Here is a 15,973-nt window from a genome sequence, read left to right as displayed (position 1 = left end):
GCTATGGCGAATGGAAAAATCATTATTTTACGTGAGGCGCCGCCAAGCATTATAGCTCTCTCAAGCAAAAGATAACGCGGGAGAGAATGCGATGCGGACACTGATCCGCCAGGTTTCCATTTTCGACGGCAGCGGCTCCGCGCCGCAGGCCGGCGCTGTCCTGATCGATGGCGAGCGTATCGCCCGCGTCGTACTCGGGGGCAAGGCGCTGGCGAGCGAGCAGGCGGATGTCGTGATCGATGGTGGGGGCATGACCTTGATGCCCGGTCTGGTCGATGCCCATACGCATCTCACCTGGGGTTCTTCGGTCGAGAAGATCTACCACCAGTTCATCTTGTCGCCTGACGAACTCAAGGTCGCAGCCTGGCGCAATGCGCGGGTGCTGCTCGACCATGGCTTCACCTCGATCTACTCGGCCGGTGCGCTGGGGGACATGATCGAGCCGCAACTCGCGGCTGCCATCGCTACGGGGGAGACGCCGGGTCCGCGCCTGGTGCCATCGACGCTCGAACGCAGCCCGGAAGGCGACGAAAGCGTCGATACCGGCGATGTGTTCAACGGCCGCGGGCCGGAGGCGATGCGCAAGTTCGTCGCCTACTGCAAGGACGAGGGCGTCCAGTCGATCAAGCTGGTGGTCTCCGGCGAGGATGCGCTCAAGCCGAACTCGGCGATGGACGTGCTCTACACCCGCGAGGAACTGGAAGCGGCCGGTGAGGCCGCGCGCGAGGCGGGCCTGTGGATCGCCGCGCACACGTATTCGCCCGAAGCCATCGGCCTGGCGCTCGATGCCGGGGCGCGCATTCTCTATCACTGCTCGTTCGCCGACGAGGCCGCCATCGAGCGCATGGCCGCGGACAAGGACAGGTTATTCTACGCCCCCGGGCCCGGCGTTTCGATCGCCGCGATCGAGGCCAGCCCGCCGCCGCATGTCGATATGACCCACATGAAGGCCAGCGCGAAGGTGCGCATGGGTCTGGAAGGCAAGCTGGTGCCCGAGCTGAAGGCGCGCGGCGTGCGCATCCTGATCGGAGGCGACTACGGCTTTCCGTTCAATCCACATGGCCGCAATGCGCGCGATCTGGACCATTTCGTCCGGCACTACGGCTTCACGCCTGCCGAGGCGCTGCGCTCCGCCACCCAGTACGGCGGCGAACTGATGGGGCTGGAGGTCGGGTTAGTGAAGGAGGGTTGGCTGGCCGACCTGCTGCTGGTCGACGGCGATCCCACTGCGGACGTGGCGATCCTGCAGGACAAGGACCGGTTGACGATGATCATGAAGGGCGGGGCGTTCCACAAGGCGCCTGCCGAAATCGTAACCACGGATCAGAGCATTTTCTAATCAGGTGAATTCGCCTGATGACTCGGAAAATGCGTTAAACCAGAAAGTTGGAGTGGTTGATCCGATGCAGTCGGATCGGAAACCGCTCTGGAACAGGGTCTTACAAGATGTCGTACGACGTGGTTGTCGTAGGCTGCGGCCCGGTGGGCGCGCTGGCCGCGAACCTTCTTGGCCTGAAAGGGCTTCAGGTGCTGGTTCTCGAACGGGAACTGGAACACTACCCGCTGCCGCGCGCGGTCCATCTCGATCACGAGATGATGCGCCTGTTCCAGTCGGCCGGGGTGATCGGCCGCGTGGAGGGCGACATGATCGCCACCGACGGCCACCTGCACATCGGCGCCGACCGTGGCGTGATCCGCTACATGGGCACGGTGGGCAAGCCGCGTCCGTTCGGGTGGGCCAACGACTACTTCTTCTACCAGCCCGAACTCGAAGCGCACTTGCGCCAGGGCTTTGCGGCAATGCCGAACGTCGCGTTGAAGCTGGGCGCCAGTTTCACCGGGCTGTCGCAGGATGCAGGCGGCGTGACGGTCGACTATCTCGATGGAGACGGACCGGCCACGGCGCATACCCGCTGGGTGATCGCCTGCGACGGCGCCCGCAGCAGCGTGCGCAAAGTGCTGGGCGCGGAACTGGACGACCTCCGGTTCGAGGAACCCTGGCTGGTCGTCGATGCCGAAGTGGAAGGCCCCGTCTCGTTTCCGCCGTTTTCCGGCGTGCCGGAGGGCGCGGACCTCCAGCACCTCTCGGTGATGATGTGCGATCCCGCGCGTCCGGCCACCGTCGTTCCCGGCCGCCGCGACCATCGCCGCTGGGAATTCATGCTGCTTCCCGGCGAGGACGATGCCGCGATGTCGCACCCTGAAAAGGTGGCCGAACTCGTCGGCGCGTGGATGGCGGACGTGCCGCACAAGATCGTGCGCGCCGCGACCTATCGCTTCCACGGCCTCGTCGCCCACCAGTGGCAGGTCGGCAACGTGTTCCTTGCCGGAGACGCCGCGCACCAGACGCCGCCGTTCTTCGGCCAGGGCATGTGCCATGGGCTACGCGACGTCGCCAATCTCGCGTGGAAGATGGACGCGGTCGCAAACGAGGGCGCCGACGCTTCCCTGCTGGGCAGCTACCAGGGCGAGCGCGATCCGCATGTCCGCGCGGTGATCGGCGCGGCGGTCGCGGCCGGGCGCTACATCTGCGAACTCGATCCCGCCCAAGCCGCTCTGCGCGATGCCCACATTCGCGAGGAAGCCCGGCAGAAGTCCGGCGAGACCGCGCACGATCTGATCCCGGCGATTGCCGAGGGCGTGCTCCTGCCCGGCACCTCGGGCGCGGGCGCGCGCTTCGTGCAGCCGGTGCTGGCCGATGGTCGCAAGCTCGACGACCTGACCGGCGGCGACTGGCGCCTGTTCGTCCGCGACGACGCGGTGCCCGGCAGGGCGGCAGGCGTCACGCGCATCGCCGCCAGCACTCTGCCGGACAATGGCGCGGTGACGGCATGGCTCGACGATCATGGCGTGGATGCCGTGCTCGTCCGCCCCGATCACTACGTCTTCGGCAGCGCCAGCCACAGCGCCGAAGACCTGCTTGCCGCCCGCGCCGCCCAGCTTTTCAGCCACCGGGAACTTGCCGCATGACTTTGACGCTGGCTCAGGCCCAGACCATGATCACCGGAACCCTTGCCGAAGCGCGGGCCCGCAATGCGAAGCCGCTTGCGGTGATAGTGCTCGATGCAGGCGCGCACCCGGTCGCCTTCGCGCGCGAGGACGGCGCCAGCCTCTATCGCTTCGACATCGCCAGGGCCAAGGCCGAGGGCGCCGCGGGCATGGACGCGGATACCGCCGTCCTGGCTGAGCGGGCGAAGGGCAATCCCACCTTCTTTCAAAGCGTCACCGCTGCCGTCGGCGGCCGCATCGCGTTCTCGCCGGGTGGGGTGGTGATCCGCGATGCCGCCGGCACTCTGATCGGCGCCGTTGGCGTCAGCGGCGATACCGGCGAGTGCGACGCCGACTGCGCCCGCGCGGGTATCCGAGCGGCGGGTTATCTTCAGGAGCAACAGCCATGAAACTGCGCAGCATCGAACTGGCGCTGCCCGATCCGGCCGCCGCCGCCACGTTCATGACGGAAATCTGGGGCATGGCCCCCGCCGAGACGAAAGCCGGGGCCAATGGCGATAGGCTTTACCTGCGCGGCTCCGGCCCGTTCCCCTACCTCGTCGCCTTCGAGAAGTCCGAGGACGAATTCGTTCGCTCCACCACCTTCGTTTGCACGGCCGAGGAACTCGAAGCGCTGAAGGCGCGCATCGCCGCCTCGGGCTGGGCCGCCAGCCCGACCGTCAGCAAAGACCCCGGCGGCGGGCACGGCCTGCTGGTCGAACTGCCCGAAGGCACGATTCTGCGCTTCCTTACCGATGCCGCCGAAGTCGCGCCGATCGCCGGGCGCGACTTGCCGGTGAAGCTCACCCATGTCGTGTTCAACGCCGCCGATGCCGAAGCCTGCGGAGCAGCCGTGGAGGATGTTCTCGGCTTCCGCGTGTCCGACCGCACCAAGGGCATGGTCTTCGTACGCTGCAGCGACAGCCACCACTCGACAGCCTTCGCCCGCGCCGGCTTCGCCTCGCTCAACCATGTCGCCTTCGAGATGGAGGACATGGATGCGGTGATGCGCGGCATCGGCCGCCTGCGCGACCATGCGCTGGTCCCCGCCTGGGGGCCGGGCCGTCACGGGCCGGGCGCCAATGTCTATGCCTACTTCATCGCGCCCTTCGGCCCGGTGATCGAGTTCTCGACCGCCGTCGAGAAAGTGCCGGAAGACTATAAGGTGGGTGCGCCCGACGATTGGACCTGGCCAGCGGGCCGCATCGACCATTGGGGCATGTCCGACAAGGATTTCGAGGGCCTTCGCCGCGCCGAGGAGCGCTTCCGCTTTCGCCGCGACTGGGAAGCGGGGCCGCTCTGACCATTTGACCGCCGCCGCCAGACACGCGGGCGCAGGGAGACTAAGCATGAACCGTTACATCAGTTTCGAACGTCCCGATGGCACCAAGAGCTTCGGCCGCCTCGACGGGGAAAAGGTGATCGATCTGGGCGCATCCGGCGGCGACGTTTGGCTGAAGGACGTGCTGGCCGGTGATCTTGCCGCGCTGCCCGCCACCGGTGAGTTCGCCGCTGACGCCGTCAAGTTGCTGCCGGTGGTTCCAAACCCGGAAAAGATCCTCTGCGTCGGCCTCAACTACGCCGCTCACGTTGCCGAGACCGGTCGCGAGCAGAAGGAACACCCGGCAATCTTCACCCGCTGGGCAGACAGCCTGGTCGCCGATGGCGCGGCCATGGTTCGCCCGCCCGAAAGCGAGCGCTTCGACTACGAAGGCGAACTGGCGGTCATCATCGGCAAGGGCGGTCGCCGCATTGCGCCGGAGAACGCATGGGAACACGTAGCCGGTTTCGCGCCGTTCAACGATGGTTCGATCCGCGACTGGCAGCGCCACAACATCCAGTTCACCCCCGGTAAGACCTGGCCCGGCACCGGTGGCTTCGGCCCGTCGATGGTGGTCACCTCGGAGGTGGAAGACCTCGCCTCGCAGCGCGTGCAGACCCGCGTGAACGGCGAACTGGTGCAGGACCAGCCGGTGTCCGACATGATCTGGGATATCCCCACCGTCATCGCCTATTGCTCGACCTTCACCGACCTGAGGCCCGGCGACGTGATCGCCAGCGGCACCCCCGGCGGGGTCGGCGACAAGCGCAAGCCGCCGCTTTACCTGAAGGCCGGGGACATCGTGGAAGTCTCCGTTGGCGCAATCGGCACGCTTACCAATCCCGTCATCGACGAGACCTGACGGTCGCACGGCAACTGACAAAAGCAGCGAATAACAATCCGTTTAGGGGAGAGACGAAATGACCAGCAACAAGATCGCACTGCTTTCCAGCATCGCCCTCGGCGCGTTGGGGGTTCCTGCCATGGCGCAGGAGGTGTCGCAGGACACCGCGCCCCAGGCCGCCGAGACGACTGCCGTTTCCGGTACCGACATCATCGTCACCGCGTCGCGCCGGGCCGAGCGTCTTCAGGACGTGCCGATCGCGGTTTCCGCCATCACCGGCGACCAGCTGACGGAAAGCGGCTTCCAGAAGCTGACCGACATCCAGTACCAGTTCTCCGGCGTGCAGTTCGGTTCCTCGCCCAACGATGCCGGTTTCCGTCTGCGCGGCGTGGGTTCGGCGGGCGGTTTCTCCAGTTCGTCGGAACAGAACGTCGGAACCGTGGTCGACAACGTGGTCATCCCCTTCGGCAACCCGATCAACAGCCTGGGCGATCTGGAGCGCGTCGAAGTGCTGAAAGGTCCGCAAGGCACCCAGTTCGGCAAGAACGCCTCGTCCGGCGTCATCAACATCACCACGAAGAAGCCCGATCCCTCGCGCTTCTTCGGCAAGGCCTTCGCAAGCTATGCCCAGCTCAACGAAGTCAATGCCAATGCCAGCGTGAACGTGCCGGTCTCGCAGAATTCGGCGCTTGCCGTTTTCGGCTTCTACCGCCGCAACGACGGCTTCCTCAAGAACGTCTATCGGGGCGAGACCTGGGGCGGCGAGGAAAGCTACGGCGGCCGCGCCAAGTTTCTCTACGAACCCACGGACGATCTTTCGATCTACATCATCGGCGACTATTCCAAGATCAGCCGCAAGGGCCCCGGCCAGCTCTGGACGCTCAATCGCCTGCCCGGCTTCGCCAATCCGCTGATGGCGGCACGGTTCGGCAACCTGACGGCGCTCGGCGTCAGGGCGGGCTTCGACAACACCCGGTCGGTCGAGGACTACGAAGGTTTTTCCTCGGAGCAGAACTACGGCGCGTCGATGGAGATCAACTACGCGCTGGGCGATTACAACCTGACGTCGATCACCGCCTGGCGCCGCCTCGATGAAGGCCCGCAGGCCTTCGCGATCGACGGATCCAGCGTACCGGTCTTCACCGCGCAGCCGGCCGGCATCGACCAGTCGTTCCTTTCGCAAGAACTGCGCGTCAGCTCGCCCAGCGGCAGCCAGCTCGAATTCACCTCGGGCGTCTATGCCTCGCGCCGCAAGGTGGGCGACGACAACGATTTCAACCGCGCGCAGCTTCGCCCGGCGAACCCGTTCCAGAGCTTCATCGTCAACATTTCCGGCGGGCAGGGCAATACCCAGACGCGCTCGGACTCGCTGGCCGCCTTCTTCGATGGCAAGTTCCACGTCTCCGAGCAGTTCAGCCTCATCGGCGGCCTGCGCTACCAGTACGACTGGGTCAAGGCCTCGTACTTCTCGATCATCGACCCCGTCTTCGCACCGGCTTCTCCCGCAGCCGACGGATCGGGCTTCGTCACTCCGTACACGCCGACTTCGCTCCAGACCGGCAGCACCAGGAAGGGCTCGTGGTCGGGCCGGGGCGGTGCCGAGTTCAAGATCACGCCCGACGTCATGCTGTTCGGCACCATCGCTCGCGGTTACCTGGGGCCGACGGTGACCTTCACCGGCCTCACCGGCCTGCGTACCGCCGTGAAGCCCCAGACCGTTCGCGATATCACCGTGGGCATCAAGTCGCAGATCTTCGACAAGGCCGTGACCTTCAACGCCAACCTGTTCTACGACAAATACAAGAACCTCCAGACCTCGGTGTTCAACGGTGTCGAGTTCGTGACCGAAAATGCCGGCGGCTTCACCGCGAAGGGCTTCGAGATCGACGCTGCCTGGCGCGTCAGCCCGGTCCTGTCGTTCAGCGGCGGCTTCACCTATTCGGACACCAAGTTCACCGACTACGTCACCGCTTGCCCCGAAGACGTGAAGGCCGGCTATGCGTGCTTCCTGGCGGCCGACGGCGTCACCAGCCTGGTCCAGGCGCGGGGCGAGCCGCTCTCCGGCGCGCCCAAGTACAGCGCCACCCTGGGCGCGGACGTGAAGCTGCCGATCAACGACAATCTCCAGTTCGATACTTCGGCGAACATCTACTACCGCAGCCGGGTGCAGTATGCGGTCGCCAATGCCTATGCCTATCAGAACGGCTACGGCACCATCGGCCTTGGCATGGGGATCGGCCATCCGGACGGCAACTGGCGGATCGGCGCCTTCGTGCGCAACCTGCTCGACCAGCGCTTCCACGCCTCGGTCATTCACCTTCCGTTCGCGGATTCGGGCGCTTACGTGAACTGGCTGACCCGCGAAGGCCGCCGCACCATCGGCATCCAGGCCGAAACCCGGTTCTGATCGCGAGGGGCCGGGACCTTTGCCAAGAACCCAGGCCATTCTTTCGAGCAAGCCGCAAGAGGCGCCAAAAGGGGAAGGAGCAAGCGTGCAGACTGCCGCCAACAGCCACTTCGACCACGACGGCAAAGCCCGATCCGGGCAACGTCTCGCTGAGCTACCGCTTTGCCACGGGGCGGCGCAGCGTGACGTATGCCGGCGATACCGGCCCGAGCCCGGCCGTTACCGTATGGGCGAAAGGCAGCGATATCCTGGTCAGCGAGATCATGGCGCTGGATGCCTTGCTGGAAGAGATCCGCGCGCGCCGCAAGGATGCCTCGCCCGCCATGTTGGGGGGCATGGAGCGCCATCTCTCGGCCCATCACCTCACGCCGGAGGCGGTCGGCGATATCGCCGCGAAGGCGGGTGCGGGCCGGGTGGTCCTCACCCATTTCGCGGTTCCGCCGGGGCCGCTGGCGCCGTACGAACCGGGCCTGCGCGCCGCGATCGGCGCGGGCTACTCGGGCGCCGTCGATCTCGCGCGCGATCTCCAGAGCTTCGACGTGGGGTGCCGGGCATGAACAGGGCTGCACGCCTGCGGCGCGAGCAGGTCACCAGCGGGATCGTCAACTTCGTCCTGAGCGGCGCATTCTTCTTCGGGGTTTTGGGCTTCGGCAAAAGCTCCTTGCACTTCGCGGCGCCGGACAACTTCGCGCTGGATTTCCTCCCGCAATCCACCGCCATCGCCTCGATGTCATCGCTGGTTCCCCTGCTAGTCGTGTCGGGCAGGACTAGCCCCGAGAAGAGGGGCGAGAGAACGGGGCCCGGGACAGGGGCTGCGACAGGGCCGGGCACCACGGCCTTCATCGTCCGGACCGTCCTCTCCGTGGTGGTGGCCGGTATCGTTGGGGCTGGGCTGGCCGCCGCCTTCTGTTTTCTGGGGCCCGGGCGCGAGATCGGCGGGTCCTTGGCGCTCGCCGTCAAGCTCGTCTATGGCACTGTTCTGGGGGTTTCGGGCACCACCTTCGCGCTTAACCGCCTGTTCGCGCACCATGGGAGGGAAACGGCATGACCGCTGGGGAAACGGCTCGCGCCATCGCCGCCATGGGCACCAGGCTGGGCCCCGAGGTGGTCGCCGACTGCCGGGCCCTGTTCAATGCCGAGCAGCAGGCTCTTGCCGCCAGGGTCGTGCCGGCCGCCATCGACTGCGCCTATGGTCCCGACCCTCGCCAGCGGCTCGATCTCTACGGCGGAGGCGGCGATCCGCGCCCGGTCGTGCTGTTCGTCCACGGCGGAGGCTTTCTCGTGGGCGACAAGGGCGGGCCGGTCGAGAAGGGCGGCAGCGGCTGGGCCAATGCCCATGTCGGGCGCTGGGCGGCGGCGAACGGCCTGGTCGGCGCGGTGATGAACTACCGCCTCGCACCGGCACACATGTGGCCTTCGGGCGCCGAGGACGTGAACCTTGCCGTCGACTGGCTGCGGGCGAACGCCGCGCGCCATGGCGGCGATCCCGAGCGGATCTTCCTGCTCGGAACCTCCGCCGGCGCGGTCCATGTCTCGGCGTTTCTGAGGGAGAGGGAAAACCATGCGCAGCTTGTCCGAGGAGCCGCACTGCTATCGGGCCTGTACGGTTTCACGCCGCTCGACCCGCGGGACATGCTCTATTACGGTCCCCAGGACTGCTACGAACTGCGCATGCCGCTGGGCGCGATCATGGCGACGAACCTGCCGCTTCTGGTCGCCTGCGCGGAGTTCGATCCGCCGCGATTCCAGGCGGAATGGTGCAGTCTCCTGCACGCTCGCCTCGGCCGACACGGCAAGCTGCCGCGCGCCTGTTACGTGAGCGGGCACAACCACTATTCCGCGGCCCTGCATCTGGGCACGTCGGACCACCGCCTGGCAGACGAACTGCTCGGCTTCTTTGCGGATCCCCGCTGAGCGGCGCCGACACCGGAAGGATCCCGATATCCAGCGGCCCATGGCCGCGCAGAGTTGAGGAGCATTTGAACATGATCGATCGAAGGACCTTGCTCGTGCGCGGAGCCGTGGCAGGTGCCACACTGGCCGGAGCGGGCGCGATGGGAGCCTCCCCGACCGCCGCCAGCGCCAAAGCTGCGCCCGGCGCGCCAAGCTTGGGGGCTGGCAAGCCCTTCCCGTCCGGCTTCCTCTGGGGCGCGGCAAGTTCACCGCACCAGACCGAAGGAAACAACCTTGGCAGCGACTTGTGGTTTCTGGAAAGGCAGCAGCCGGGCATATTCTCCGTCCCGTCCGGTGACGCCTGCAACAGCTTCGAACTCTGGTCCGACGATCTCGACCTCGCCAAGAACATGGGTCTGAACAGCTACCGCTTCGGTGTCGAATGGGCCCGCGTCGAGCCGGTCAAGGGACAGTTCTCCCAAGCGATGCTCGATCACTACCGCAGGATCGTCGAGGGCTGCCGCGCGCGCAACCTTGCCCCGATCGTGACCTTCAATCACTTCACCACGCCCTTGTGGTTCGCCGCGCAGGGCGGCTGGAGCAATCCCGAGGCGCCGGAGCTTTTCGCCCGCTATTGCGGCAAGGTCGCCGCCGCCGCCGGCCGGACGATGGCCAAGGCCATCACGATCAACGAGCCCAACCTGCTGCAATCGATCAAGGGCATGCTGCCGCCGCAAGTCTGGGATCTTCAGAAGGCCACGCTGCAAGGCGCGGCGAGGCAGCTCGGTGTGCCGCGGTTCCTCAGCGCCAATGTCGCCGGTCTCGACGATCTCGCCGATCTCCAGCGCGGCCTGCTGGCGGGACACAAGGCCGCCAAGGCCGCGATCAAGGCGCAGTGCCCCGATCTGCCCGTCGGGGTCTCGCTGGTCGTGATGGACGATCAGGCTGCCGGAAGCCCAAAGCGGCGGGACCAGGTACGCGAGGAGCTCTACCGCGCGTGGTTCGAGCTTGCGAAGCAGGACGACTTCGTCGGTGTGCAGAACTACGAACGCGCCCTATGGGGCGACGAGGGCCGCCTGCCGCCGCCCAAGGGCGCGGTCCTCAACTGGTCCGGCGCGGAAGTCTGGGCGCCCTCGCTGGCCGGTGCCGTGAAATTCGCGCACCAAGAGACGGGCGTGCCGATACTGATCTCGGAGCACGGCGTCGGGACGGACGATGACCGGATAAGGGCCCGGTTCATCCCGGAATCGCTCTCCGCACTCAGGAACGTGATGGAAGAGGGCGTGCTGGTTCTGGGCTATTGCCACTGGGCGCTGCTCGACAATTTCGAATGGATCTTCGGCTACAAGCCCAAGTACGGGCTTCACACCGTGGATCCCGTGACATTCGCACGGACCCCGAAAATGAGCGCGCAAGTGCTCGGAACGATCGCCCGGCGCAACACCGTCACGAGCTGAAGGAGATATGATAGGATCCGTTTGCAGGAAACGCACGGGACAAGGCGATATGTCCCATAGGCGTAACGCGGGCCAGGCATTAAGGAACCTTTTGGCGAATTGACCGCGCGGTCGCCTTGAGGAGCTTCAGAATGCCAGCAGTGCCCGATTCAGCAGCCGTTCCAGCCCCGACGATGAAGACCCAGATCGTGATCGTCGGCGGCGGAGCGGCGGGATTGGAACTGGCCGCCAAGCTGGGCGCGCACTATGGGCGCAAGCATCACGACATCATCCTAGTCGACTGCAACCGCACGCATATCTGGAAGCCGCTGCTGCACGAGGTCGCCACCGGATCGCTGGATGCGAACCTCGACGAAGTGGGCTATCGCAGCCACTGCCACCGCTGGGGATATCGCTACTTCTATGGATCGCTGGCCGGCATCGACCGGAACCGGCGCCGCATCCGGCTCGCCGCGATCCAGGACGATCGGGGGCGCGAAGTCATCGCCTCGCATGAGATCCGCTACGACTACCTCGTCCTGGCCTATGGCTCGGTCACCAACGACTTCGGCACTCCCGGCGTGGCGGAGAACTGCACGTTCCTCGACAGCCGCGACCAGGCCGACCGATTCCGCGACAAGTTGCTCGACCAGTGCCTGCGCGTATCGCGAACGATGGCATCGGACCCGTCAGGCGATGCACAAGTGCGGGTCGCGATCGTGGGAGCAGGAGCGACCGGCGTCGAACTCGCGGCGGAACTTTACAACGCGGCGGATGCGCTGGGCTACTACGGTCTGGAAGTCTTCGACCGGAGCCGCTTGCAAGTCACCCTGATCGAAGCCGGGCCGCGCATATTGCCGGCCCTGCCGGAGCAGCTGGCGGCCGCGGCGCGGGCCGAACTGGAAGCGCTGGGGGTGCGGGTGCTCGTCGATACACCGGTGGTGGAAGCCACCGCGGAAGGCATGATCCTGCGTTCGGGCGAGCGGATCGGAGCCGATTTGCAGGTCTGGGCGGCGGGCGTGAAGGCCAAGCCGATCGCGGAAGGCCTGGACGGGCTGGAATTGGCCCGTTCGGGGCAGGTCGTGGTGCGACCGACCCTGCAGAGCGAGTCCGACGAGCGGGTCTTCGCCATCGGCGATTGCGCCTTCTGCAAGCTGCCTGGCAGCGACCGGCCCGTTCCGCCGCGCGCCCAGGCGGCGCATCAGATGGCCGATGCCGCTTTCGCCAATCTCAAGCGGATGATGGCGGACAAGCCGCTGGTCGACTTCGTCTACAAGGACCACGGTTCGCTTGTCTCGCTCAGCCGTTTTTCGACGGTCGGCTCGCTGATGGGCAATCTCGTGGGCGGGCGCATGGCCGTTGAGGGGCGTCTGGCGCGGTTCATCTACCTGTCGCTCTACCGCATGCATCTGCTGGCTATCCACGGCTGGATCAAAGGCTCCGCGATGATCGCCATCAGCCATATGAACCGTATCGTCCGCCCGCGCCTCAAGCTCCATTGAGGTGGCGGTGGGTGCTCATGGGGAGGGCCTGGGAAATTCGTCCCCGGCCTCCCGGCGATAGGATCTTCCTAAATCGGTAAAGATCGAAGGCGGCTGCTCGCGCGCTTCTTGTACTTTTTCGACATCGCGTTCCGGGAAGGTAGTGGCCGGCAGGCTGAAGAACCTGTCGCGCGCGAACTGTGGACCTATTGAAACCATATCAATAAGATAAGCACAGGATCCCGGTGCCGCGTGTATTCGCAACCCGTTTTCGGGGGAAGGGTGCCGATCCGGCAAGTCGCGGCCAACTTTGCAAGCCGCGTAATTCGAAGCGGCGCAAAACAATCTGGCCCATCGGATCGCCGACAACGGTTCGTCGCACGCTCCACTCAAATTGGCGGCACCTTATCGCTGCGGCAAGGCACGTTCATGTAGGCGCAAGGTTAACCTGAACACCCAAGAGGTCCATGGCGTTCAGGTGCTGCTCCAACCGCACATCCTGCGAAGCCGAATGGACGAGGTTCCGACGGCCACGAGCGCGATCCGCGCCAGTGGCGGTCGGACGAGAGCTGCTCCCCGCAGGCCTTGATTGGTAAAGTTTAAGGAGTAGCGATATGAGTGTTATTTCCAGGAGCCCCCGCGTTCTGTTGCTGGCCGCCATGCTCACCGGAGCAGCGTCGGCCAGCGTCCAGGCCCAGACCCAGGAGCCGCCCGAGGCCGACGTTTCGGCGACCGTCTATGGCGCGGCGCCGGCACAGGAAGCCGAGATGACCGAAGGGCCCGAGATCAAGGGCATCATCTCCGCACGCAGCGGGGATCAGGTGCAGGTCACCACCGACGACGGTGCCAAGACGGTGGTAGCCGTGACCGACACCACCCGCATCAGCGCCAGCAAGGGTCTCTTCGGCATGGGCCGCAGCAAACTGGCCGCACAGTCGCTGATGAACGGTCTGCCGGTCACCATCAAGACCCTGCAGTCCGGCAATGGTCTGGTGGCGAGCCAAATCAATCTTCAGAACAAGGATCTGAAGACGGCCTCGATGATCCACAACGGCACCGACCAGCGCTTTGCCGAACAGACGGCGGCCACCGAAGCTCTGCGCGGCCGGATGGGTGACATCGACCAGTACAATGTGAAGAGCACGACCAACGTGAACTTCGACACCGGCAAGGCGGTTCTTTCGCCCCAGGCCAAGAACGATCTCTGCGCGGCAGCCACAACGGCCGAGAGCATGGACAATGCCCTGCTGCTCGTCGTCGGCTACACCGATTCCACCGGCAGCCAGGAAATCAACCAGCAGCTCAGCGAGAAGCGCGCCGGCAGCGTGGTCAATTATCTCCAGCAGGCCTGCGGGTGGAAGCCCTATCGCATGCTGACGCCCACCGGCATGTCGGAAGCGGATCCGCTGGCGGACAATACCACTCCCGAAGGCAAGGCGCAGAACCGCCGCGTCGCGGTGAACATCCTCGTCAGCAAGGGCCTCGACGGGCTCTGAGTTCGGAAGGGGGCGGGCGTGACTCGCCCCCGCCATTCGTCTGACGAATTTCCCTCATGCTATTGAGTAGATTTGAGGCTTTGCGCGGATATCGCCACCCTCTGGGGTGAAGGAGATCGCCGCGTGTCATTTGAGAACAGGAGGAGGGAGGCACCTCTGGTGAGAGGATCCGCGTCCCACCTCGTTCCTCACGGCGCGGCGGACCCGGTGTCCGGCAGCGCGACACCCTTTTCCTGCGCATAGCGGTCCCAATCGGCGATCAGGTCCGCCAGCTTCTCTGGCTGCGATGTGGCCAGATCGTTCGCTTCGGCAGGGTCGGCGGCAAGGTTGAACAATTGCCATTTGCCGCTGCCGGCACCGGCGCGCGGATAGGTTCCGGCGGACTGCGGCAGGTAGACTGCCTTCCAATCGCCCTTGCGCAGCGCACGGCGATAGAACAGCTCGGTGCCCACCGGCTCGCTTGGGCCGCGAACTTCCGTTGCCTTGTCTTCCAGGACAGGAACCAGACTCTTGCCTTCGATTGGCAGGATCGTCCGGCCCTTGAAGCTCTTCGGCTGCGTGACGCCGGCAAGGTCGAGCAGGGTCGGCGCCACGTCGGTGACGTTCAGATTGCCGCGAGCGATGCGGCCCCCGACGACACCCTTGCCCGATGCGAAAGCGGTTACCCGCGTGCCGCCCTCGGTCGGATAGCCCTTGACCAGCCATGAGGGCGAGCTGTTCGCCTGCGCCCATCCGGCTCCGTAACCGACATAGGATGTCGCGCTGCCGAGGTTGGCCAGGCTGTTGTCGATGCCCAGCTTCCGGTTGGCATCCGCAATGCCGCGCGCCTGGAACGGCGCATCGATCTCGCTGCCTTCCGGGCCGTTGTCGGCCAGAAAGACGATGACCGTATCGTCGTAGCGGCCAAGGCGCTTCAGTTCCGCGATCACGCGTCCGACGTTCTGGTCCATGCGATCGACCATCGCCGCGTAGATTTCCATCTTGCGCGCCTCGATGGCCTTCTGTTCGGGTGTCAGGCTATCCCACGGCTTGACGCCTTCCAGAGCGTGAGGCTGCTGATCGGGAGCGACAAGGCCGAGCCTCTTCTGCTGCTCCAAACGCTTCGTCCGCAGCACTTCGTAGCCCCCATCGTAGCGGCCCTTGTACTTCGCGATCGTCTCGGCCGGCGCCTGCATCGGCCAGTGCGGGGTGGTGAAGGGAAGGTAGGCGAAGAACGGACGATCGTCCCTAGCGCCCTCCTGCAAGAAGCCGATCAGGCGTTCGGCGAAATAGTCGGCCGAATAACGGCCCACCGGATAGCGGACGATCTCGCCATTGTCGCGGTAGGTTGGGCTTGCATTCACGCCTTTCCAGGCGCCGTCCTGATCGGCACCGAAGTGATTGCCCAGACCCTGGAGCAGCGCATAGGAGCGCTCGAAGCCGCGCGCCGCCGGGCCGCGATCCTCGGTAAGCCCAAGGTGCCATTTGCCCGACATCACTGTGCGGTAACCGCCCTGTTGGAGCAGCTCCGCGATCGAGGCGACGCGGTCGTTGAGATAGCCTTCGTAGCCCGGACGCGCGGCCAGCGACTCCGGCCGGGATTCGACCATGGTGCCGATGCCCGCCTCGTGGTTGTCGACGCCGCTGAGCAGCATGGAGCGGGTCGGGGAGCAGGTGGGCGCAGTATGAAAACCGGTGAAGCGCACGCCCCGGTTCGCCAGGGCGTCGAGGTTCGGCGTCGCGATCTCGCCGCCGAAAGCGCCGAGATCGGACCAGCCGAGATCGTCTGCCACGATGACCAGAAAGTTCGGCCGGACGGCGGATCGAGGCTCCTCGGCCGACGATGCGGTGCCGGCGAGGGCGGCGGCTGCCTGCGCGGCCGCAGGCTGGGTCAGGAGCGTGCTCACCAGAGCAGCGGCGAGGAAGGCAGCCTTGCGGGTCACGGATGTTCCAGTTTCATGGTTAGCGATGACGCCATGGCTAACTTCGGCTTCGGCAGCCGCCTAGCAACTTTCTCTATCGATTTAGTAGAGAATCTTTCCTGCGCCTTCTCTGGCGGTTGTCGCTTCCGTTTGCAGGCCCGTACGCCTTCGTTTGCGGAAATCTCTGTCCGCGGGGCTTTGCGGAA

The 15,973-nt window shown here is 65.5% G+C and carries 13 protein-coding genes; 12 read left to right on the top strand and 1 reads right to left on the bottom strand.

What is annotated here, in order from left to right; translation table 11 throughout:
- Positions 1–91 precede the first annotated feature (91 nt).
- The 12 genes from L284_RS36450 to L284_RS36395 all read left to right on the top strand — a co-directional run bounded on the left by L284_RS36450 (position 92) and on the right by L284_RS36395 (position 13,866).
- Entirely contained in the window at positions 92–1,339 is a 1,248-nt protein-coding gene (locus L284_RS36450) for an amidohydrolase family protein (protein ID WP_021234276.1), read from the top strand.
- Positions 1,340–1,446: 107 nt separating this feature from the next.
- Positions 1,447–2,970, top strand: a complete 1,524-nt coding sequence (locus L284_RS36445) for a bifunctional 3-(3-hydroxy-phenyl)propionate/3-hydroxycinnamic acid hydroxylase (RefSeq protein ID WP_021234275.1) — start codon at positions 1,447–1,449, stop codon at positions 2,968–2,970.
- Positions 2,967–3,398 (top strand): GlcG/HbpS family heme-binding protein, encoded by a 432-nt coding sequence (locus tag L284_RS36440; protein ID WP_021234274.1) that lies wholly within the window; start codon positions 2,967–2,969, stop codon positions 3,396–3,398. The genes L284_RS36445 and L284_RS36440 overlap by 4 nt, the downstream gene beginning before the upstream one ends.
- Entirely contained in the window at positions 3,395–4,291 is an 897-nt protein-coding gene (locus tag L284_RS36435; protein WP_021234273.1) for a VOC family protein, read from the top strand. The genes L284_RS36440 and L284_RS36435 overlap by 4 nt, the downstream gene beginning before the upstream one ends.
- Before the next feature lie 46 nt (positions 4,292–4,337).
- Complete coding sequence (locus L284_RS36430) at positions 4,338–5,171, top strand: fumarylacetoacetate hydrolase family protein (RefSeq protein ID WP_031342257.1); 834 nt, start codon at positions 4,338–4,340, stop codon at positions 5,169–5,171.
- Positions 5,172–5,229: 58 nt separating this feature from the next.
- Entirely contained in the window at positions 5,230–7,560 is a 2,331-nt protein-coding gene (locus tag L284_RS36425) for a TonB-dependent receptor (protein ID WP_021234271.1), read from the top strand.
- Between the two features lie 182 nt (positions 7,561–7,742).
- Complete coding sequence (locus L284_RS49025; protein WP_021234270.1) at positions 7,743–8,117, top strand: MBL fold metallo-hydrolase; 375 nt, start codon at positions 7,743–7,745, stop codon at positions 8,115–8,117.
- Entirely contained in the window at positions 8,114–8,608 is a 495-nt protein-coding gene (locus tag L284_RS36415; RefSeq protein ID WP_021234269.1) for a hypothetical protein, read from the top strand. Before L284_RS49025 ends, L284_RS36415 begins: the two co-directional genes overlap by 4 nt.
- Positions 8,605–9,474: an alpha/beta hydrolase gene (locus L284_RS36410; RefSeq protein WP_021234268.1), complete on the top strand. Its 870-nt coding sequence runs from the start codon at positions 8,605–8,607 to the stop codon at positions 9,472–9,474. Before L284_RS36415 ends, L284_RS36410 begins: the two co-directional genes overlap by 4 nt.
- Positions 9,475–9,545: 71 nt before the next feature.
- Positions 9,546–10,910 carry a family 1 glycosylhydrolase gene (locus L284_RS36405; protein ID WP_021234267.1) on the top strand — a complete coding sequence of 455 codons (1,365 nt, stop codon included), beginning with the start codon at positions 9,546–9,548 and terminating at the stop codon, positions 10,908–10,910.
- Positions 10,911–11,041: 131 nt separating this feature from the next.
- Complete coding sequence (locus tag L284_RS36400; protein WP_235054371.1) at positions 11,042–12,391, top strand: NAD(P)/FAD-dependent oxidoreductase; 1,350 nt, start codon at positions 11,042–11,044, stop codon at positions 12,389–12,391.
- A gap of 593 nt (positions 12,392–12,984) precedes the next feature.
- Positions 12,985–13,866, top strand: a complete 882-nt coding sequence (locus L284_RS36395) for an OmpA family protein (protein WP_031342255.1) — start codon at positions 12,985–12,987, stop codon at positions 13,864–13,866.
- Positions 13,867–14,054: 188 nt separating this feature from the next.
- Here L284_RS36395 and L284_RS36390 read toward each other — a convergent pair whose 3' ends face one another.
- On the bottom strand, positions 14,055–15,788 hold the full coding sequence (locus L284_RS36390) for an arylsulfatase (protein ID WP_021234264.1): 1,734 nt from the start codon (positions 15,786–15,788) through the stop codon (positions 14,055–14,057).
- Positions 15,789–15,973: the final 185 nt, after the last annotated feature.

Origin of the sequence: Novosphingobium lindaniclasticum LE124 (assembly GCF_000445125.1) — a bacterium.
GTDB lineage: Bacteria > Pseudomonadota > Alphaproteobacteria > Sphingomonadales > Sphingomonadaceae > Novosphingobium > Novosphingobium lindaniclasticum.
This window is presented reverse-complemented; position numbering and strand designations above follow the sequence as displayed.